16 protein-coding genes are annotated in these 19,149 nt (G+C 54.4%); 9 read left to right on the top strand and 7 right to left on the bottom strand.

Features of this window, described 5'->3' with window-relative positions; genetic code table 11:
- Window positions 1–285: 285 nt before the first annotated feature.
- A complete protein-coding gene (locus ACPOL_RS28840; RefSeq protein ID WP_150133167.1) occupies window positions 286–1,026 on the bottom strand; it encodes a hypothetical protein in 741 nt (246 codons plus the stop codon).
- A gap of 307 nt (window positions 1,027–1,333) precedes the next feature.
- On the opposite strand from ACPOL_RS28840, the gene ACPOL_RS28835 reads away from it, so the two are divergent.
- On the top strand, window positions 1,334–1,792 hold the full coding sequence (locus ACPOL_RS28835) for an RNA polymerase sigma factor (RefSeq protein ID WP_150133166.1): 459 nt from the start codon (window positions 1,334–1,336) through the stop codon (window positions 1,790–1,792).
- Between the two features lie 30 nt (window positions 1,793–1,822).
- Window positions 1,823–2,566: a hypothetical protein gene (locus tag ACPOL_RS28830; protein WP_114210228.1), complete on the top strand. Its 744-nt coding sequence runs from the start codon at window positions 1,823–1,825 to the stop codon at window positions 2,564–2,566.
- Between the two features lie 18 nt (window positions 2,567–2,584).
- On the opposite strand, the gene ACPOL_RS28825 is transcribed toward ACPOL_RS28830, so the two are convergent.
- The 4 genes from ACPOL_RS28825 to ACPOL_RS33790 form a co-directional block, all read right to left on the bottom strand.
- Complete coding sequence (locus ACPOL_RS28825; protein WP_161557627.1) at window positions 2,585–3,955, bottom strand: phosphotransferase family protein; 1,371 nt, start codon at window positions 3,953–3,955, stop codon at window positions 2,585–2,587.
- A gap of 203 nt (window positions 3,956–4,158) precedes the next feature.
- A complete protein-coding gene (locus ACPOL_RS28820; RefSeq protein WP_114210226.1) occupies window positions 4,159–5,436 on the bottom strand; it encodes a S41 family peptidase in 1,278 nt (425 codons plus the stop codon).
- Between the two features lie 26 nt (window positions 5,437–5,462).
- On the bottom strand, window positions 5,463–8,015 hold the full coding sequence (locus tag ACPOL_RS28815; RefSeq protein WP_161557626.1) for a CHAT domain-containing protein: 2,553 nt from the start codon (window positions 8,013–8,015) through the stop codon (window positions 5,463–5,465).
- A 477-nt stretch (window positions 8,016–8,492) separates the two neighbouring features.
- The gene (locus tag ACPOL_RS33790; protein WP_161557625.1) at window positions 8,493–8,813 is read right to left on the bottom strand and encodes a hypothetical protein; all 321 of its coding nucleotides are present in this window, start codon (window positions 8,811–8,813) and stop codon (window positions 8,493–8,495) included.
- 79 nt (window positions 8,814–8,892) lie between these two features.
- On the opposite strand from ACPOL_RS33790, the gene ACPOL_RS28810 reads away from it, so the two are divergent.
- Both ACPOL_RS28810 and ACPOL_RS33275 read left to right on the top strand, forming a co-directional pair.
- On the top strand, window positions 8,893–10,020 hold the full coding sequence (locus tag ACPOL_RS28810; RefSeq protein WP_161557624.1) for a PAS domain-containing protein: 1,128 nt from the start codon (window positions 8,893–8,895) through the stop codon (window positions 10,018–10,020).
- Between the two features lie 80 nt (window positions 10,021–10,100).
- A complete protein-coding gene (locus ACPOL_RS33275) occupies window positions 10,101–10,406 on the top strand; it encodes a hypothetical protein (protein WP_150133164.1) in 306 nt (101 codons plus the stop codon).
- Between the two features lie 887 nt (window positions 10,407–11,293).
- On the opposite strand, the gene ACPOL_RS28795 is transcribed toward ACPOL_RS33275, so the two are convergent.
- Together ACPOL_RS28795 and ACPOL_RS28790 are read right to left on the bottom strand one after the other, a co-directional pair.
- A complete protein-coding gene (locus ACPOL_RS28795) occupies window positions 11,294–11,551 on the bottom strand; it encodes a hypothetical protein (RefSeq protein ID WP_114210221.1) in 258 nt (85 codons plus the stop codon).
- 578 nt (window positions 11,552–12,129) lie between these two features.
- The gene (locus ACPOL_RS28790) at window positions 12,130–13,806 is read right to left on the bottom strand and encodes an ABC transporter ATP-binding protein (protein ID WP_161557623.1); all 1,677 of its coding nucleotides are present in this window, start codon (window positions 13,804–13,806) and stop codon (window positions 12,130–12,132) included.
- 514 nt (window positions 13,807–14,320) lie between these two features.
- Between ACPOL_RS28790 and ACPOL_RS28785 the strand changes: the two genes are divergently transcribed.
- The 5 genes from ACPOL_RS28785 to ACPOL_RS28765 all read left to right on the top strand — a co-directional run bounded on the left by ACPOL_RS28785 (window position 14,321) and on the right by ACPOL_RS28765 (window position 19,143).
- Window positions 14,321–14,800 carry a helix-turn-helix domain-containing protein gene (locus ACPOL_RS28785; protein ID WP_114210219.1) on the top strand — a complete coding sequence of 160 codons (480 nt, stop codon included), beginning with the start codon at window positions 14,321–14,323 and terminating at the stop codon, window positions 14,798–14,800.
- 318 nt (window positions 14,801–15,118) lie between these two features.
- Window positions 15,119–15,376, top strand: coding sequence for a PqqD family protein (locus tag ACPOL_RS28780; RefSeq protein ID WP_114210218.1), 258 nt, complete (start codon window positions 15,119–15,121; stop codon window positions 15,374–15,376).
- A gap of 26 nt (window positions 15,377–15,402) precedes the next feature.
- Window positions 15,403–16,755 (top strand): phosphotransferase, encoded by a 1,353-nt coding sequence (locus ACPOL_RS28775; protein ID WP_114210217.1) that lies wholly within the window; start codon window positions 15,403–15,405, stop codon window positions 16,753–16,755.
- The gene (locus tag ACPOL_RS28770) at window positions 16,746–18,785 is read left to right on the top strand and encodes a prolyl oligopeptidase family serine peptidase (RefSeq protein WP_114210216.1); all 2,040 of its coding nucleotides are present in this window, start codon (window positions 16,746–16,748) and stop codon (window positions 18,783–18,785) included. The genes ACPOL_RS28775 and ACPOL_RS28770 overlap by 10 nt, the downstream gene beginning before the upstream one ends.
- Complete coding sequence (locus tag ACPOL_RS28765; RefSeq protein WP_114210215.1) at window positions 18,766–19,143, top strand: lasso peptide biosynthesis B2 protein; 378 nt, start codon at window positions 18,766–18,768, stop codon at window positions 19,141–19,143. Before ACPOL_RS28770 ends, ACPOL_RS28765 begins: the two co-directional genes overlap by 20 nt.
- Window positions 19,144–19,149: the final 6 nt, after the last annotated feature.

Here is a 19,149-nt window from a genome sequence, read left to right as displayed (position 1 = left end):
GCGACAAAGCTGTGCTTTGATAGAGTGCTTGGCGATACCTTTCCGCAACCCTTGGTGGATTACAAATCGTCGATCCGTTCCCGCCAGATCAAGTGGTCGAATGACCTTTGCCCCTGATGCTCAAGCCAGTGTTCAGTTATACAAAATAGAGGGATGGCTATGGCCATGAGCAGAATGCAGCATAGGATATTTGTCGCCAACTCGCCTAGCGAGACGTGGTCGAATCCTATCTGACATCCACAACAGGGACAGGCCTCTCGCGTAAGGGAATGGCTGCGCTCTGCTTCAGATACGCACACGATATCTTCCTTCTTCTCCCGCATACTCATCCTCCGGTTCTTGCTGTTGCACTTGTCTGGATTTCGAGACCGCAGAGAAGGCGGCCCGTTCACGTTTGTCTCGACGCACGTCCAAAAGCTGTTCGCCGACCGTATGCTTCGGCGAGTAACAGTACTGGACGTAGGCTTCGAACAGTGATTGGTTCGGAAGACCGCGGCCAAGGACGTCCATGTGGTGATGTTTGTGGAGGTGAAGGAGAGCTTCCGGCGTAATGGTGTAAAAGCGCAAGCGTCCTTTGCTTACCATGGTTGCCGGAAGCCAATTCTGGTCGATCCAGTATTGGATCTCCGGTTTCCTAATGTGCAGGGCGGCAGCGAGGTTCTCCACGGAGAAAAGATCGCACCGGATATCCCTAACCCGGAGCTTGTTCCGCTTTAGGATACTGCGGACCGCCTCGGGAGTTCGATCGAGCTTCTTAGCGACCTCTTCGATGGACCGCTTGACCAGTTCTTCTCTCAATGTCTCGATTTCGTCGTCAGTCCAGCGTCTGTGATCCATCTTTTCCTGGAGCCCTTGCTGGATAATGAACTTCCAGCAAGCCTCTTTGGAGCGACCGCTGTGACGCTGCAATCGAACGACCAGTGGTTCCAGCTTATGTCCTGAAAGCACCTTCGCCTGGCGAGCCATGGCGAATGCTTCCTTACTCCATGATTGCGGCTGTTCTTGCATTTGGGGGAGGGCGGCCATATTCACCTCTGAGAAAGAAGTAGGGAATAACCCCTATACTCTTTAAGCCACCGAAAACGAGGAAAACGAACACGTCAATCTGGAAAATCTGATGGCTGTGTGGATTTTTTCTTTAGAGTTGGGTTATTTTGAATTTAGACAGGGCGGGTGAAGCAATGGCGCTTCCCTCTAGGCCCTTCTGCGGGCCCCTATGGCATCCCCTTCGCCTTCAGATCTCGTCTGGGTTATCGGGTTCACACCCCACGGCCGCTGGATCGCGCCGGTCATGCGAGCAGCTGTGAGGGCAGAATGGCCGGATGCCAAACATATGGCAGCTAATCTGCTGGGCGACGAGTCCCTCGCTCACGAACTAATGGAATCTGCCATTCAGCAAACGAAGGAAAAACTAGCGGACCTGGCCCCCGTCAGTTTGGAAGAGGCGCGGACCGAACTTGGTCGTGCCTATCGAAATGCGATCCGCCGGGAGCGCCGCGCAAGATCAAAGATAACTCTGGAAGGAGCGTGCGACGATGTCGAACTCCTCTTGTCGCCGGTCGCCCCCGCGACTGACGCTATTCATGCAGAACACGATCTCGCTGCAATCCTGTACGACACGCCACCGGATCTGCAACGCGCCATGCTCATGCGTTATGGTGCTCGCAGCACATGGGAGGAGGTCGCTGAGGAGGTGCAAAAGCCAAAGGATTCGATTCGCATCAGATGCCAACGCGAGATTAATCGCATTCGCAGGAGACTGGGCATTCAAGTGCGACCAAGCAAGGATTAGTATGAGCCGGTGAAATCAGGGAAGGGTTACGTGAAAAGCTTCCGAACTTTCCGGGAGGACGACGAGAACGATACGCATCTGTTTAACAAAGCAGAGGAGTTTGTGCTCAATAACCATCCAAACCCCGATCGGATTGGCTGCCCTGGGCCCGCGACTCTCAGGGCCTTCGTAGAGTCGCCAAGGAACGTCGAGCTATCCGAACTGAACGATCTCCATATCCTGCGGTGTGCCGAATGCACTCGCGACCTCATCGAGTTGCGGCGAGAACGCACCAGAGGGCTGCAGGCAAGGCCCGTCCTTGCGGCCCGATCGATCCTTGGGAACTGGAAGCTCGCGGGCATTATGGCTTGCCTCAGCCTGGTCGCCCTCTCCTGGTCGGTATGGCACCAACGGGAACGGAATGAGGAAGTAGCTCGCCTCTCCAGCGCATCGATCAGTCGCATTCCTGTTCGGGTTGATCTGACCTCCGATGGCGCATCGCGAGGTGCTGAAGCATCAGCATCTGGTCCAATTCGGTTGCCACGCAGAGCTCTGAATCTGCATCTCCTCCTGCCGTACTACAGCCCGTCCGGCACCTATCGCATCTTTCTTGCCCGCGATAAGAGCACGTCGTCGTTGATAGTGTCGACCGAGGGAATTGCGACCGCGGATGGCCCACGCACTGAATTGCAAATTGAGTTGGACATAGATCAAGTGGGCACAGGCAAATACTTTCTTGGAACCCAGCGTCTAGGAGATGGAGCCCCTTATTATTATCCGGTCAGCATCGACTAGACCGTCCTTGAAATCCGCTCATGCAGTCAATGCTTCGCGAGCTTCGTATTCCCGAACGGCACGATCCATCTGACGTGCCATGGCCCTTGCGTATCGTACAAACTCTGGCTCTCGCAATTTCTCGGGAGTAAGCCAGTCGCGACGAGTGTTCAGATACATCGCGATTGCCACAGGCGGAGTGGCCATGAACGCTTTCCGTATTTGCGAATCACTAAGCTGGCTTGACCACGTACGCATGTACGCAGCGAGCAACCTGCCATGGACGGCAGCTGCATTGTGATGCTGTGCCACTTGTATCCTCAGCTGTTCAAAGTTCGCCATCGGGTTACCGACCGCGGCCTCTGCCCAATCGGCGAAGACGCAAGTGCCGTCCCCGATGAGGATGTTCTCTGTACTGACGTCGGAATGAACCAGGGTGTCAGGGATGCTACTGGCTTGCAGTTGATCTGCAGCATCTTTGAAAATCTGATGGAGTGCTCGAATTCTAGCCTTGCGCAAGTAGGTATGACTCCCATAATCAGGTATCTCGACAGCTTCCTCAAGGGACGCCATGATTGCGGGCATCCGGGCGCGGAGTGCGGATAGCCTCAGATCGGCGCAACCCTGCACGAGTAGAGATGCAGCTTTTGGAATACTGGCCTTCTGCAGTTCCGCGAGATGACGGGCCACTTCTTCAAAGAGGCGAGGACGGGCATTTTCCATTTCGTCCAGAGGCCGGCCCGCGTCCTCCATAAGCCAGGCGTGCCACACATCGTGCGTCGCCAGAAGTGTTGGAAGGTAATCGGGGAAGTATTCTCTCAGTTTAACCGTCACGCGGTATTCGATCATGGACGGGTCCGCGACCGCTTTGAACCAGACCGCAAAACCATTCTCTGTCGCAAACCGGATGAGTGTGGAACTCGACGCGGCATTGACCTGTTTGATCTCCACGAATTGCTTAGTCGCTACATCGGTATGGGAGGCGGTCCATGACAACACCTCGCTAAACCAACCTAGACGAGAGAATTGCCCGCGTCCGGTTGTCCCTTCAAACACCAGAGCTCGAACGGTTCGGAGTTCCTCGCCCACAAACTCATCTGTCGCAAGGTCGCGAAGGTTTTTCCAGGAAAAGGAGCTATCGTTACCCGATTGAGGACGGTCGATCACCTCAGCCAAAATCAACGAGTCGTGAGCAAGAGCATCAAGTTCATCGAGAACGATAGCTTGAATGCCAAGTTGTCCTCTTATCTTCGACAGTATGTTTGGTGCAATCCGGCTCCAACGCGGTATGTTCGCACGAGGTAGAACCCAGCGCTCGCCATCTCGTCTCGCTAAGACAGTCCGCGAGCAGGGCTCAATCAGGAACAGTCGAAAGTGATTGCAATCGGGATCCGTAATGGTTCTCTGCACATCCACCGCGCACACGCCAGATTGACAAATTGAGCTTATGCCGGTGGGGACGACCTTATGCTCTTCACCAACGGTGCTTGGCTCGAGATTTGCTTCGGCACGCGGGCGAACCCGCGTAGCACAAACGATTCCGAACAAAGTTTCCCATCCCTCTTCCGTAGAAACAACAAAAAGTAGGTCGCAGGATGCGACAAAATGCAGGCTCAGAGTTGGCGTACCACTTGAAGCGCCATATCCAATTGAGTATCCCGACCCTTTTGTGCCTCTCGAGCGTCGAACGGGACCTCGACATCGGGTGGCATTGGCCGCCCCTCAATGAAATCCCCACCTCTCGTTTTGTACGAGCCAACCGGGAGGGCGAGCCAATAGCCATAAGGTAACTTGAATTTGTTTCCGCCTAGGACGCGGCCCGGGGTTGGCTCACCAACTATTTTTGCTAATTTATGCTCGCGGGCGAAGGCGATCAGCATTTCGTTCGCACTGGCGGTATGACGATCAACCAAAAACACCACTTTTTCATGAAACAGCTGATCGCCCAGTCCCTCGGTGACAACCGTGATCGGCATCTTCTTTCCGATCAGCTTGTGGGTGAGAAGCCGCGTAAAGAAGCGAAAAGCCAACGGAATTAAACCTCGCTTCGTCACTGGAATTTCGTTGAAGACGAAGCTTCCATTCGGAATTTCTTGGGTGCTCTTCAACACTCCGTTCGAGAAGGTTCCGACCACCAGTTTGTCGGGAGTGAGTAAGCTCATCACTCTCAGCACTCCAATCCCTCCCCCACTGTTTCCGCGCAAGTCAACGATGAGGCGATCGATAGGGCCGAGATTCTGGAGCGCGTGAGAGATGTGATTTGCGACGTCGATGCCGATTGCACCCGGATAGCTCGCAATCCTGACATACCCAGTGCTCTCAGCGACACGCCGCGCAGAGACAAGTGGATTCGGCTCGACTTTAGGCAACTGGTTTCGCTTCACCTTAACAAACGGAATCGAGACTCGATGGGTCCTACGCCTACCGTCAAGGGTCGAAACCTCAATAGTCACCGTAGAGCCCATCGCGAACAGTGGATGATCAGGTGGCCGAAATGAGCGCCCTTCGACGGCAATCAAAGCGTCGCCTGATCTGATGCCTGCGCCAGCCGCAGGTCCCCCTTCGTGGACGTCCTGAAAGATCCACCGGGGCCCGTCCGCCGTCGATCCTGCAGCATACACAGCGCAAAGCGCCATCTTGCATGTACAGCGGGCGAGCCCACTGTGATAGAAACCCATGTGGGAGCTCTTCAGTTCAGCCAAGAGCTTAGCAATCGTAGCCTCGAATTCCTCGTCCGAGGATGCGGATAAAATTTCAGAACGATGCTTGTCCACAGCTGCATCCCAATCTTCGTGTGCCGACTGAGGGTCATAGAACTTCTTCGCAACCGTCTTTGTGATCGCCTTTAATATCTCTCCACGTTGTGACTCATTCAATGAAGACTGCTGCATGGTTCTATCCTCCTTGGCCCGATTCCTTAGACTGATCTGGAAGCGTCTCCTAAAACCTCCACGCTTGCCCAATAGTACGGAGGCAGCCCTGCGGCAAGTACGTCAAGCTGAGCATTGCGGAGAGCGTCTCCCTTGCTTTTGTGCGTACTGAGATTTTTATAGAAGTCCGTCATCAAGAGTGCAGTCGTCTGGTCCTCAAGATCCCAAAGCGCAGCGACGACACTCTCCGCACCAGCTTCGATAAACGCATTCGCAAGATTGTCGACGTCCGCCTCGCTGATCGGCCCCACACCAGAGTCGCAAGCTGACAAGGTGATAAGGCTGGCACGGAATCTAAGCCTCTGGATCGCCTGAAGGTCCATAACTCCATCGTTCCTTGTGGACGCATCCGGGGCAAAAGCTAGAGCCGAGCGCTCCGGGTGCTCGACGTTCGCGTATCCGTGCAAGGCGAGATGAATAACGCGATATTGGTCGAGGGGACGAGCCGTGAAGTTGGCTGTTGTCGCCGCATGGCCAAGTAGCAGAGTAGCTGCTCCCGGAAAATAGCCGGCGATTGTCTGCACCTCTTGTTTGCTTTGCGGCAAAGGATCCAGCGACCGGGCTCTACCAAAAGATGTCAAGCGTGGGATCCAACCGGTTTTCGCTTCAGGTTCCGTCGACGCGGCCACCCCGAGGTAGCCCAAGGAGTCTTCCTGATTCTGCTTCTCTCGATCCCGCAACAATGCCAGAACCGATGCCGAGGGGCTGACACTGAAGCTGTGTGTCTGAATCGTATACTTATCGTTTTCCATGAGAGATGCGAAGGGTAGTAGATGGAGTTGACCATCTGGAACGATAATGATTTCTTGTTTTTCACGGTATTCAGTGATCGGGGCAATTAGTTCGTTAAATAGTTTGCGCGCAAGCTCCGTATCGGTCTTTCGAGCGTGTATTTCTTTTCGGTATCGAGATGCAAGACGTTCAATCTCATCACCGGGCGGTAGATCATACTTCTTTACTCCGCTTTCAGTGATTGCCAGAACACTGGAGGCTGGATTGTCGAGAACATACTCCAGCAGCAACTCGTTCGGGCCTAGATGATTCTGGACCTGGGACATTTGCAAGGGTCTCCGGAAGGTCCGTCCAGACAACGCAGTGTCAGCGGCAATCAGTTTCGATGCGACAAGGGCGCGATCTAATCTCACAGCCACTCCGGGATCGTTGTTTGCGATCAAGCTGAGGTCCATCTGCGTGACCTTGTTGTCGTCTTCGGTCGATTCGTGAGGTAATGTAGCGGGGCGTTCCGTTAAGGACTGGGCCTGGATTCTGCCCCGAGCTCGCTCGATTGTTGTAAACGCATGGTCAAGATCACCTGCACGACTAAGAGACTCAAAATATCTGGAATACACTTCGCGCATTTGGTTGAGAAGTTCTCTCTCAACGTTGCGAGTCGGCGCTGTAGCGAGCAACGAGTCGAACAATCTTAGGCTCTTCTCATGGAAAAGATAAGATTCCCTTTGTTTTCCAAGCTTATCCAGCAGCTCCGCCTTGATAGCCAGGTTGCGAGGCGAGAAGTAGAGTTCCGCCGGGATCATTTGATTTGCTCGGATCGCCTCATCAATGCTCGCCAAAGCATCCTGGATTCGATTCTGTTTCTCATAAGCCAGAGCAAGCAGGCCTCCGGTTTGAACGCACCCCCTCCAATATTCGAGCCTGCGGGCATACCCAAGTGCCACCGTGTATTGAGCAATGGCCTCGTTCCATTTGCCTGCATCTCCGTAGACCTCCCCTTTCGATGTCATGATCTGATAGAGATGTGCGTCGAGCTGTGTCGAAGGAAGCCTTCGAATAGCCTGGTCGGCCAGCTGCAAAGCCTCGGCGTAGCGTGCGAGACCACGAAGCGCGTCGATCTTGGAATTGATCGCGATGCTCGGATACGCGACGTGCTGCGACTGGTCCGCGGTGACGATGGCTTCATCAAGTACGTGGATCGCTTCGTCATACCTTTGTAGTTCAACGAGTCCGGCTCCGTACATACTGGCATACCGGACGTGCGCAGCATCGTCCTGAAGGTACTTCGCGGCAAACCACGCGCGCATGACGAGCTTTTTTGCCGAGGTGAAGTCCCCGAGAAGAAAGGCGGCGATTCCTTGCTCGCCCATCGCCCGCGACATCAGCAGATAGTGACCACGACTCTCGGCAATTCCCTCCACCTGTTGCCAGGTGTTGCGCGCCATCGCTGCGTCGTAATTAGTTTCAATCATCCCCTGGATGACCAGTATCCGCAGGTGTGTCTCCGGATCCTGCGCCTGCGGCAAGCTGAGATCTCGTTGGAGTTCAATCAGGAGCGATGGTATCGGATCGGATTCGGCACGCACGACGAACCGACTGACGTGTGCGTAGAGGGCTTTTGATAGTTGGCCTTTGTGTAAAAACTCATCCTCGGCCTTCGCATAAAGTGGGTCTGCCTCTAACCAGCTGTTATCCCATGAAAGTTTGTCCGCACGAGAAAGCATCATGTCAGAGGTGTTCTGGTCTTTGCTATACCGATGTGTCAGGATGGCCGTTATCGCTGCGATAGCGATGACTGTTACTACCATCGGCCATTTCGCTCTGCTGAATATCTGCATCCTGCAGCACCTCGTTTGCGTGCTCGTAAATGCTCGTCAATGACACACACTGTAAGTGCTCCACTCGTGCCTAACGGAGACCTAGTCACTGCCTCCGGTTAGTAGCGTACCTCGTTTCACTCACCCATATCGACGCAGAGTTCACAGAAATCTCAGTCGATGTCCTGATACTCGTAGGGTATGACCCGATGCAGCATGAAGAGTGCCTGCCAAGGACGCGCTAAGTTATAAACTGTCGACGTTTAGTAAGAAAGTGTCATCGTTCTGGAACGAACTTTCAGAGTTAAGCATCCATTGAACAGTCAGAGCTCTGGACAAATGTCTGGCTTTTGCGCGCGCTTCAGAATCCGGGCTAGCTGGTAAGACTTCCCTTTCCAAGGGAGCCTTCGCTGTACATAACGTTTCGCGAGGGTGGAAGTCAGCGATCCTCGTATTCCCAGATCAGAGCTATTTCAATGGGTATTCGGCTGCGCTTGAAGAAATCAGCGCGACCAGGCCGGAGACGTCGAGCATGGGATCATGGACAGGTTCAGAAGTAAAGACTCGCCTCTCTGAAGCCGTCAGAGATTGTGATGTGACAGCTTCCGCAATGTTGGCCGTAGCCTTCTGCTTCGTAATCGTTTTTGGCGGCAGGATCATGTGGTCGATTGCTGTTCTCTTGAGTGGTGCCCTGGCCATCAGCTGGCGGACGGGGAGAACGACCGGGTTGATCGCTTCAGTATTAGCCGCCGTTTCTTTCCGCCTTCTCTGTTCGGACCTCGCTAACATTTCAATGGTTCTCTCCTTCCTGCTTCTCTGTGCGGCCTTGAGCTGGGTGCTCGCATCGTACCGGCACCAGTGGAACGAGATGCAGACCGAAAGAGACGAAATGAGGATCATGGTCGATCACGCTCCATTAGGCATAGCGCTGCTCGACAAAAACCGAAGAGTTCTGCGCTGCAATCCAACCTTCCGTGAGATCTACGGCTGGAATGAAGAGGACATCGTTGGCCGGACCCCGCCTCTGCCCGAGAGCCAGCGCGAGAGCTGGGCCGGATTGATTGAGCACCTTCAGTCCGGAAAGTCCTTCGTCAACATCGAAACGTTGAGAGCACGGAAAGACGGTTCGCGGTTTTATGCACGAATCTCAGGGTCTCCGATCTTTAGCCACTCCGCGGTCTTGATTGGGCTCGTGGGTTTTATTGCAAGGACCGATGACGGCCGCCATTCAGACCTACTCGAGCTCAAGAACTTGGAATCTCTGGTTCAAAGCTCTTCGGAGTTCATGTGTGTCGCTCAACTCGACGGAAGGACCTTCTTCCTCAACGATGCCGGCAAAGACATGATCGGGCTATCCGATGAAGCTGAGATCAATGACATGCCACTGGAACGGTTCTTTGATTACGAGGATCAAGATCGCATAAAGGAGATTCTTCGCCTCCTGCCTCTGCAGAGAATTGGCTTGAGCAGTCAGACGATCCATTTGAAACAGTTTCAGACGGGAGGCCGTATTGCGGTGTCCTGTAGTTTTCATGTGATCAGCGATCCGCTTACCCAGGAGCCCTCGTCCCTTGCCTGTGTTGCGAAGAGTTCAGGGCCGGACGACGCGTGGGGCCAGGAGGACCGTTGCGATGAGGAAGTTTTTCGAGCTTTCTTTCACAACGCCCCTATAGCGATCGTTCTCGTGGATACAGCGGGTGGGCCTTTCGAGAGCAACGCGCTGTTCCAAGAGATGCTTGGTTACGAAGTGGAGGAATTGCGGCAGATGCGTTTTGGGCAGTTGGTTCACCCTGAGGACTCTCCTGCAGGCCGGAAGCTGTTCTTATCACTTATGGAAGGTAAGATTGGCCGCTACCAAGTGAACAAGCGACTTGTTTCTCGAAACGGAGAGGTCCTTTTCACGAAAATGACTGTCGCCCTGATGCGAGACCGCGAAGGTAAACCAAGCTACGCCATCAGCATGGTGGAACGGGTTGCACAAGGCTCTATGCGATGATCCTTCCCCGACAAACCTTTCGGGACTTGATAGGATTGGCGAGGTGCAGGAATCATTAGGCTTGCCCAATCGGAGGATAGATGAGCGTACCTGGAGCAGTAGCGGAATTGAGCAAGGAGATCGCCGATCTCACGAAGAGGGTCACGCGCCTCACACAGATTCGTGACTCACTTTTGCAGGATGCATCGCCTGCGGGAATACGTGGGAAGGCGGATGCCACTGCTGTTGCGCCCCTGAAGGCGAAAAGGAAGAAGACAACTGCCAAGAAGGCTGCTTCAGTGAAAAGTGCGCCCGGGAAGCGGATTGTTTCCGCGGCTACCCGCAAGAAGATGTCCGATGCGGCAAAAAAACGAGCGGCTGCAAGGAAAGCAAGTACTGCCAAGTAAGAACTGCGGCGAGGCCAGCTTGGTTCCTTCGCCTCGTCGATCAGTTCTGTGACACGCACGTCTCGCATTTTGTCTGGTCTTTGATTGATGTTGGGCGATGATTCCAGTGTCCGCATCGACAATGTTCGCAGGATCACCTTCTGACTGCAGATCGTCATTGTTCTCGTACTCTGCCCGCCATTGAGATTGTGACCGAGATCGCTTTCCGATTGAGATCACAGTCGGCGGCCTGCTATTCGACATGGATGGCGTTCTCGTAAGGTCCAGCCACGGAGACTGGCTGGACACTGTGAGCGCATCATGGTCTAAGCGGCTTCTTTGACCCTGCGTTGAACGCACGGCCGTGGAGCTGTCCACATCATTCGAGAACACATCTCGAATTCTCACCGTCGACTTGATCGGTACCATTTCGCACAACACGATTCCTTCGCGGGAGAAAAGCAATCCGGTGTCATTGCTGATCCCGGTTTTGTGGAGTTGCTGGCGTCGCTCCCGTCCTACTGATGGGCTGTCGTCACGTCAGGTTCTGGTGAGATGATGCGTAATCGGCTGGCAGCGGCTGGGATCCCGACACCTGCGCACACAGTTGGCCGCGACACCGTGAGCCTTGGAAAGCTACATCCGGAGGGCTATCTTTGAGGTGCTGGAATCTCACTCGCTAGCCCAGGAATGTTTCGTGTTCAGAGATGTACCGGCATGAGTTCGAGCTGGCAAAGCGGCAGGTTGCCAGGTGCTCGCTCTCGCTTCTTCGCATCGTCCGAGCCAGCTTCAGGAAGCGGATTGCATTCTCGATTCCATCGATCGAATTGCGGTCTACGTCGACTCAGAAAGTGCAACACCAACCTCGATTATTTCGCGCTCAGAAATAGTTATCAGGGGTTGCCAATCTACTGTATTCCGTAGCGCTTCAGCAACGTTTCGATGCATTGCTTCACAATCAATGCGGCGATAAACCCGATCATTCCGAAAATAGCCATGAGCGCTGACACGGTCCACCAGCGTGGTTCCAAGAAGACATCATGACCGAGTAAGCCTGTGGCTTGAAAATAGTTGGGGAGTTGCGAACCGACCAGGAGCCCGAACACGCTGAGCGGAGCAAAAATGAAGAGTAGAAAAAGAAGTTCTTTGTTTGTGACTTTGCGCATATGGCTATCATAGGACCGCATCCTGTGAGTTTTCCTTCTGTGAGGAGATCTTGCTTGGAATGCCTACCACGCGTCCCACAAACCTACAGGCACGGCGGTGGCGTGTAGTTGGCGTGCACTGCAAAGTGCAAAGGAACTTTGCTTCGCATCAAGAGAGGGCCTGACACGTCATCACCAAAGAAGGAGTTGGCGGATAAACACATATTTTTGGCAGTTTATGCTGTGACCGTTCCCACGTAGAGAACCGTCTGATTCTAGACGAGGCAGAAGAGGACTCACCGCCGTACTGCCGATCCGGAAAGCTGAATACAATTCAGCTGCCTTCTAGAACGTGGATGCGAATATGCTATACGACGCAATCATCCTTGGAGGCAGCTATGCTGGTTTATCGGCGGGACTGCAACTCGCATGATCTAACCGTAAAGTATGCATCATCTATTGCGGTAAACCAAGTGAAGGATGCGGGATCGTGCGGGTAATCCTAGTTACAGTATCAGCATGGTGGAACGTGTTTCACAACGGCCAGTAGCGTCGTCCACTCTCAGATCATGAGGCTTCTTTGGTCCCAAGCGAGGAACCTACCCGTCTTCAGTCTCGTTGTCGTATAGGGCCTGATAGAGCTTAGAGCCCTTGTAAAGCAAACCGTGAGTCCCTTCGGCCACTACATGGCCGCCTTCGAGAAGGATGACACGATCTACCCAGATCAAGGAACGCAAGCGATGGGAGATCAATACCAGTGCTGTATCTCTGCAATAATCAGCGACCGCCTGTAGGAGAGCTTGTTCCGTGGGAAGATCAAGCGCAGATGTGGATTCGTCCAGTATGAGGATCGATGAGTTTCGCAACAGCGCTCTTGCAATCGCAAGCCTTTGACGTTCTCCTCCGGAAAGCCCGGCGGCTTCAGGGCCAACGATCGTGTCCAGACCCCTCGGTAAACGAAACATGACGGAGCTCAACTGAGCAATGTCGATCACCTGTTGGAGCATGCTGTCCGTTGCATTTCGATTGGCCATCCGCAAGTTCTCTCCTATCGTTCCGGAAAACAGGACTGGGTGTTGTGGCACATAGCAGATTGTCTGACGGAGAGCGCGCAACGAATACTCAAACGCGGGACGACCATCAATCAGAACCGTTCCGGCCGTTGGATCCGCGATGCGGGCGAGTAGCTTTGAGAGGGTTGATTTTCCGGACCCGCTCCTGCCGACAATGGCCACGTTTTCGCGATCTCCGATCTGCAGTGAGACACGGTGCAACACATTTTCATTCGATCGATACGCAAAGGACACCAAGTCGCAACGCAGGCCTGTCGATAGTGGCAGCCTGATCTCTGCGATTTTGCCCAAGTCAGGCACTGTTGGCTCAGTAGAAAGGATGGTTCGCACGCGCCGAACGCTGGCCAGCATGCGCTGCGCCCTCGAGTATAGTTCCAGAGCTGTAGATACCGGCTCGAAGATGCGGGTGACATAGGTGTAGAACGCCACGAGGCCGCCTAATGTTAGGAGGTCAAGAAAGTATTCGTGTATTCCGAAACCGAGGACCAGAAGAATGGCGATGGCTAGCACACTCGTTACGGAGATACTAAACAGGATCTCCGTTCGTCGCTGAGCCCATTGCGCCCTCACCACGCGAGCCCACGCGTCGACAGTCCGTCCAATCCGATCCTCCTCGGCGCCAAGCAGTTGGATCTGCGGCACGGCCCCGAGGTGCTCTACAAGAGCACCAGACGCGAGCCCTATGTCGGACTGGGCCTGGTCCGCTCGCTCTTGAATCACTCCGCGGAATCGTGATCGAACCCAGATGAACAGAGGCAGGAGAGGAAGCGTCACGATCGTCATTTTCCAGTTAAGTACGAACATGATGGCCAAATTTACAAAAAAGAAGACGACGCTCCGAACGACAGCATTAGCCATCTCAGCTCCGATCTGCGAAATCTGGAGCACATCCTGATCGATCCGACTCAGCTTTTCTCCTACCATGATCCCTTCATGCCACTCGGCGGACAAGCGTGTCATATGTGCGATGATCTCCACGCGAAGATCCTGCGCGAGCAGCTGCGCGACCCGGAAGCTGACGAGTCCGCTTCCTCCATTCAGGGCAGATCGTCCGACAAAGCATAGAGCCAAGGACATGACTATCAGGAGCGAATCGGAAAGCCTTCTATGTGGCAATGTCGTATCGATCAAATATTTCATCAGGAGTGGATCGAGGGTTGCAATTGCGCCGGCGAAGATCGCCGTGACTAGCCCAAAACCCACTAGCTTAGCGTGTGGGCGCAACCGACCAAGGAGCCATTGAGAATCCCCGACAGTTGTTGCGGCGAGGTGCGTGACCGTTTTGGTTGGTTGACATCGGAACATTGGCGTAGTTTTCTTTGAGAGCGAACTGCTTTACCCTTGTTGCTAGAACCGAAGGTGTGGTCCTGACAGAGCAGCGCGCAATTCAAGGAGGAAGAGTGCCATGAGAGTCCCACTTTTTCTGTCCCCAGCCAGCGGCGCACCAGTGCATCGATGGCCAGCAAGACGCTCCGTGAAGACGCTCCCGCATTAGTTGCGAGCGTCTTCTCGATACGGGTCGGGCATTCCAGCCAACGACTGCAGTTATGTCGGCAGGAACTCTGCTCGAGGTTCTCCGTGACGGCGCGATAGGCCTTGCTAGTACCGTGGAAGAGCCATCGCAAATAGCAACCAACCCCGCATGAATCTGTAGACCGTAGAACTTTTTCCAGGTGCTGAATAGCGTGTGTTGCGTTGCTGACCTGAGGACCGCTTTGTGTCGAATCGCGTGCCAGAAGAACTTTCCCCCATAGAGAAGCAAGCGATCGAGCGCATTCGCGCCCTCAGGTTTTCGCACGAAGAGGATCTGTCTTCGATCCTGAAGAATCCCGCTCGCGCGATGCACAACATCATCCTTACCTTTCACGGTCACGTGAAATTGCGTATGGCGCCGATCGCGAATGAACTGGGTGTGGAGATGCGAACATTGGAGCGGGCGTTCAATGAAGAAATTGGGAAGACAATGCTCCAATGCCAAATCGATGCACGCCTCGGTCTTGCACACTCGCTTCTCAGTATGATTCCACCGACCAAGTTGAGTGTGATTGCCAACCTGCTCGGCTACGATGAGGTCCGGGACTTCGCGCGGTTCTTTCATAAGCACATGCATGAAACACCGTCGGCGTGGGGCCGCCGCGAACGCGAGAAGACCAAGAAACGGGAGCGCCTGGCTTCCGGCGTGCGAGAACCGATCTAGCTTCTAGCCACTGTAGCGCTGATCCATAGCGAGCCTTACGAAGGCCTTTCACTTTGTCGCATCCTGCGACCTAGTTTCAATTGCATCTTGTCATGGCCCGTAGCAGACTCTTGCTTACAGTTGGTGTGGTAGCACCCGTCGAATGGAATGTTCCTCGCTCATCGAGTTGGGCCGACGGAGATCCAAAGACACTTCACACCACCCCGCTGCGATCGGTTCCGTAATGATTTTCACGAGATCGCTACGGACCTTGCTATGGTGACCACCGGAGCTAAAGTGGTTGCATAACATCGATTTGCCATCACAGAGTTGCCAACCATGTTTATGATTCCGGCCAATCTACGATATGCCACTAATCGCGATGGAGCTGTCATCCTCGATGTCTCAAATAATGCCATCACTCCCCTTAACTCCACCGGGGCGTACATCTGGCAACGCCTGGAGAGAGAAGTGCCCCTCGACGACATCATCACAGAGCTTGCTCGTGAGACAGACACTGATCGAGAGGTCGTTGCTGCAGACGTTGGCCGCTTTATGGAGAACCTGAAGTCGCAACGTCTGGTGTTGTGGGCGTAGCGGCTGTCCGGGGGAAGGATTTTTAAATGGCGGATCCAATCGAATATCGGCTAGCGCTCATTCTGCCTGGAACAGGTGAGGTTCTGGCGGCTCTGGACAATGGGACTTCAACGCTGCCTCGGATCGCCATACGCCCAGGTGAACGCCATGTAAAGCAACTGACTGAGTTGATTAGGCAAACGTGGGGCATTAGAGCAGTTGTGCTGGATCTTCTCGCAGGCGCGGAAGCTGTCTCACCTTGGGCGGTTCTAGAGGTGAGACAGTGGTCTGAAGTTCCAGGGAGCACGCTTGGTCCCGTTCATATTGATTCGACCGGCCGAAGCCCCTTGTCAGAAGCGGAACGCGATCGTCTTATTTCGTTCCTGGGAAAGACTGGTCCGCGTCGCAATATCTTCATGTCTGTTGGATGGTTGGGCGAAGTTCAACGCTGGATCACGGACAGTGGGCATGCCCTCAGCTCTGATTTCTCAAACGATGTCCTTCAACTCAATGCCGGAGGTGGATTTGCGCTCGCTCGAGTTGGCACGACCAATGGCTCAGCTTTCTGGCTGAAGGCGGTAGGACCGCCCAATGAGCACGAGTTTGGCATTACGAAGGCTCTTGCTGAATGCCTGCCAAGCTACCTGCCCTCGATAGTTGCGATGCGTGATGAGTGGAACGCCTGGATTACGGAGGATGCGGGGCATCCTCTCTCAGAGACTTTCACGTTGCCGTCGGTTCGACGCGTCGTTGCCACACTGGCAAACCTTCAAATCGACAGCATAGAACACAGAGACGCGCTCAGAGCTGCGGGTTGTATCGACATCAGCATTCCTGTTCTCAAAGCTCATTTGCGAGAGATCAGGGAATATCTCGAGGAGACGATGGCTCGACAGACATCGAGAAAGGTCGCTCCGTTGGGAACCTTCCGACTTCGCGAGTTAGAGCAGATCCTTCGCGAGGCCTGCAGCAGGATGCAGGAGCTCTGTATCCCGGACGCACTCCTGCACAACGACATTAATGCCGGGAACATTCTCTTGTCGGATTCGCGATGTTTCTTTATCGACTGGGCAGAAGGGCAGATTGGGAATCCCTTCCTGACGTTCCAGCATATTTGCGCGCAGATCTTGCGTGAGGTACAAGACGCTGATACATGGCTTCCGGCCGTGAAGCGTTCCTACCGCGAGCCCTGGCTCACCTGTCTCAGCGAATCGCAGATCGAACAGGCTTATGCGCTAATGCCTATCCTCGCCATAGCGTCGTACCTCTACGGAAGGGGGAGCTGGCTCTGTTCCTCCGATCGCGATAATCCGCATTTCCAGGCCCATGCTCGCAGCCTCGCACGGTACATCGATCGTGCAGCTAGAGCGCCGGAACTTGAGGAAGCACTATGCCACTAGAGTTGACTAATATCTCCGGGCCGGTGGTCGAGAATATCCACGGAGCGAGGGTCGTGGATCCCTACCGCTGGCTCGAAGATCGCTGCCTCCCGAAGACTAATGACTGGGTACACGAACAGCAGCAGATCTGCGAGAAATACTTCGCGGGCTGTCCCAATTTTCAAAACATCCGTGCTCGCATCCGATCGCATCTCGACGTCGAGGTGCTCGATCAGCCGTCCAGGCTCGAAGATCAGTATTTCTATCGTCGTCGGAGTCGTGGTGAGGAGCAGGGCTGCATCTATACCCGCGACATCGCCACAGGGCGGGAACGCCTCCTCGTTGACCCGGCGGCTGAGGGAGCATTTTCCTCCGTTTCGATCTATCGGATATCAGAGGATGGCTCCCTTATGGCTTACGAACGGAGACGCGGCGGGGAGGACAAGAGCTCAGTTGCCTTCATCGATGTGAAGCAAGGCACCACGTTCGAAGACAAACTCGATACCGGTTACGTCCGGGGGCTTGTGTTGAGACCGAAAGAAGGCGGCTTCTACTACTGCCACGAAAACCCGATCAGCAAAGAGGAGCATGCCGTAAGGTTCCATTGTTTCGGTGAAATTGGCAGCGGACGGGTGATCTTTCGCGCACCCCGGACCGGCGAGAGTCGGCTGATTCTCACCGCGGACACGACACATCTCGGCGCCATCTGGCTTCACGAAGGCAGTTCGGGACTGGTTACCGATCTCTTTATTGCGGCTCTGGGTCCGGCACCACAATGGGTCAAGGTGTTCTCCGACAAGAATCCATCCTTTCATCCATTCCTTTATGAAGGGCGCATCTTCGCGCGCTATGCGACGGGGGATGAGGACAGCGAAGTAGCGGAGTTTTCTGCTGACGGTAAGAAGATTCGGACGGTCATCAGCAGCGGAGCATCACCTATTCGCCAGATGGGGGCTGCTGGCCACCGGATCTACGCGAATCAGTTCGACTATGATGCATCAACTCTCTCCTGCTGGACTTTGAACGGAAAACGTCTCGACTCAGTCGACACCCCTGAAGGCGGGACAATTACGTTGCTGCCACATCGAAGCATCAACGAGAAATCGCTTTTCTATGCATTCGAATCATTCCATCAGCCGCCGACTATTTTCGAATACGACTGCGTTGCAGGTAGATCCCGAGTATTTCATCAGCGTTCGATCGGAGAACGGAGCCTCGCCTCCACGGTGACTCGCCATGTCTTTCCTGCGAAGGACGGCACGGATATTCCGATCACGCTCGTCCGAATGGTTGAACGGCTCCCAGAACGACAGGCTCCTGTCATTCTTACCGTTTACGGTGGCTTTGGTGCTCCGATCACTCCACAATTCTCGGTTCTCGCCACAATCCTGATGGAAGGCGGCGCGACCCTTGCGCTTGCGCACATCAGGGGCGGAGGTGAGTTCGGCAAAGGATGGCACGAAGCAGGATCCAAGCGAAATCGGCAAACCGGCATTGATGACCTGCTCGCCGCCGGAGAATGGCTCTGCAATTGCGGGAACACGATGCCCAAGCAGCTTGGTATTTTTGGCGGCTCGAACGCTGGTTTGATGGTGGCTGCCGCCATGACGCAGCGGCCAGACTTATTCGGTGCGGTCCTCTGTATCGCCCCACTCCTGGACATGGTTCGCTACGAATACTTCGATCGGGCCGCACGATGGCGCGATGAATACGGCACAGTCGAAGATCCGGAAGACTTTCAAGCACTCCTTTCTTATTCCCCCTATCACCGCGTCGAAGTCAAAGTCGACTATCCTCCCACCATGTTTGTCGCGGGTGACCGAGACGATCGCTGCAATCCTGCGCACGTTCGCAAGATGGCGGCCCGTCTTCAGAATTGCCCCGCTCAGAGATCGCCTGTGATTGTTGATTACAGCGACGAGAGGGGTCACATGCCCACGCTGCCGTTTTCGGTCCGTGTAGAGTCTCTTGCGCGCAGAACTGCGTTCCTGTCGCGGGAGCTTGGCATTACGCAGCCTGCAGGAGGTCAAGATGAAGCGGTATGTCATTGAGAGCTGGATCATCCTGCTCCATCTCGAATGGGTCATGCGCAGGCAGGGGCTGAAGAAGATGCACGAGATCGTGCGCCGGCAACCCGTCATCGAAGCGAAACCCAATGATCTCGTTCCCCATGTGCTCCTTTCCCGAGCAGTGGATTACGCGTGCGTTCTTTATTTCAAGCGTGTCTTGTGTCTTCAGCATTCCTGTACCACGACATTGCTCCTGCGCCGGCATGGATGGAGCGCGGAGATGGTGATTGGCGCGCAAATTGTGCCACTGGCATCGCACGCATGGGTTGAGATTGGTGGCGCTGTCGTGAACGACAAGCCATACATGGCCGACATTTATCAGGTGCTGGAGCGCTGCTGAAAGTGT

This window comes from Acidisarcina polymorpha (assembly GCF_003330725.1).
In the GTDB taxonomy this organism is placed as follows: domain Bacteria; phylum Acidobacteriota; class Terriglobia; order Terriglobales; family Acidobacteriaceae; genus Acidisarcina; species Acidisarcina polymorpha.
Note: the sequence above shows the minus strand (reverse complement) of the source record. Positions and strands in the feature narration are given on the sequence as shown.

What these genes read in the sequence shown, in the direction of transcription:
- ACPOL_RS28840 (WP_150133167.1), bottom strand. Translation starts at nt 1,026, where the DNA reads ATGGCCGCCCTCCCCCAAATGCAAGAACAGCCGCAATCATGGAGTAAG.
- ACPOL_RS28835 (WP_150133166.1), top strand. Translation starts at nt 1,334, where the DNA reads ATGGCAGCTAATCTGCTGGGCGACGAGTCCCTCGCTCACGAACTAATG.
- ACPOL_RS28820 (WP_114210226.1), bottom strand. Translation starts at nt 5,436, where the DNA reads ATGCAGCAGTCTTCATTGAATGAGTCACAACGTGGAGAGATATTAAAG.
- ACPOL_RS28815 (WP_161557626.1), bottom strand. Translation starts at nt 8,015, where the DNA reads ATGGTAGTAACAGTCATCGCTATCGCAGCGATAACGGCCATCCTGACA.
- ACPOL_RS33790 (WP_161557625.1), bottom strand. Translation starts at nt 8,813, where the DNA reads ATGTTAGCGAGGTCCGAACAGAGAAGGCGGAAAGAAACGGCGGCTAAT.
- ACPOL_RS28810 (WP_161557624.1), top strand. Translation starts at nt 8,893, where the DNA reads ATGCAGACCGAAAGAGACGAAATGAGGATCATGGTCGATCACGCTCCA.
- ACPOL_RS33275 (WP_150133164.1), top strand. Translation starts at nt 10,101, where the DNA reads ATGAGCGTACCTGGAGCAGTAGCGGAATTGAGCAAGGAGATCGCCGAT.
- ACPOL_RS28795 (WP_114210221.1), bottom strand. Translation starts at nt 11,551, where the DNA reads ATGCGCAAAGTCACAAACAAAGAACTTCTTTTTCTACTCTTCATTTTT.
- ACPOL_RS28780 (WP_114210218.1), top strand. Translation starts at nt 15,119, where the DNA reads ATGTTTATGATTCCGGCCAATCTACGATATGCCACTAATCGCGATGGA.
- ACPOL_RS28775 (WP_114210217.1), top strand. Translation starts at nt 15,403, where the DNA reads ATGGCGGATCCAATCGAATATCGGCTAGCGCTCATTCTGCCTGGAACA.
- ACPOL_RS28770 (WP_114210216.1), top strand. Translation starts at nt 16,746, where the DNA reads ATGCCACTAGAGTTGACTAATATCTCCGGGCCGGTGGTCGAGAATATC.
- ACPOL_RS28765 (WP_114210215.1), top strand. Translation starts at nt 18,766, where the DNA reads ATGAAGCGGTATGTCATTGAGAGCTGGATCATCCTGCTCCATCTCGAA.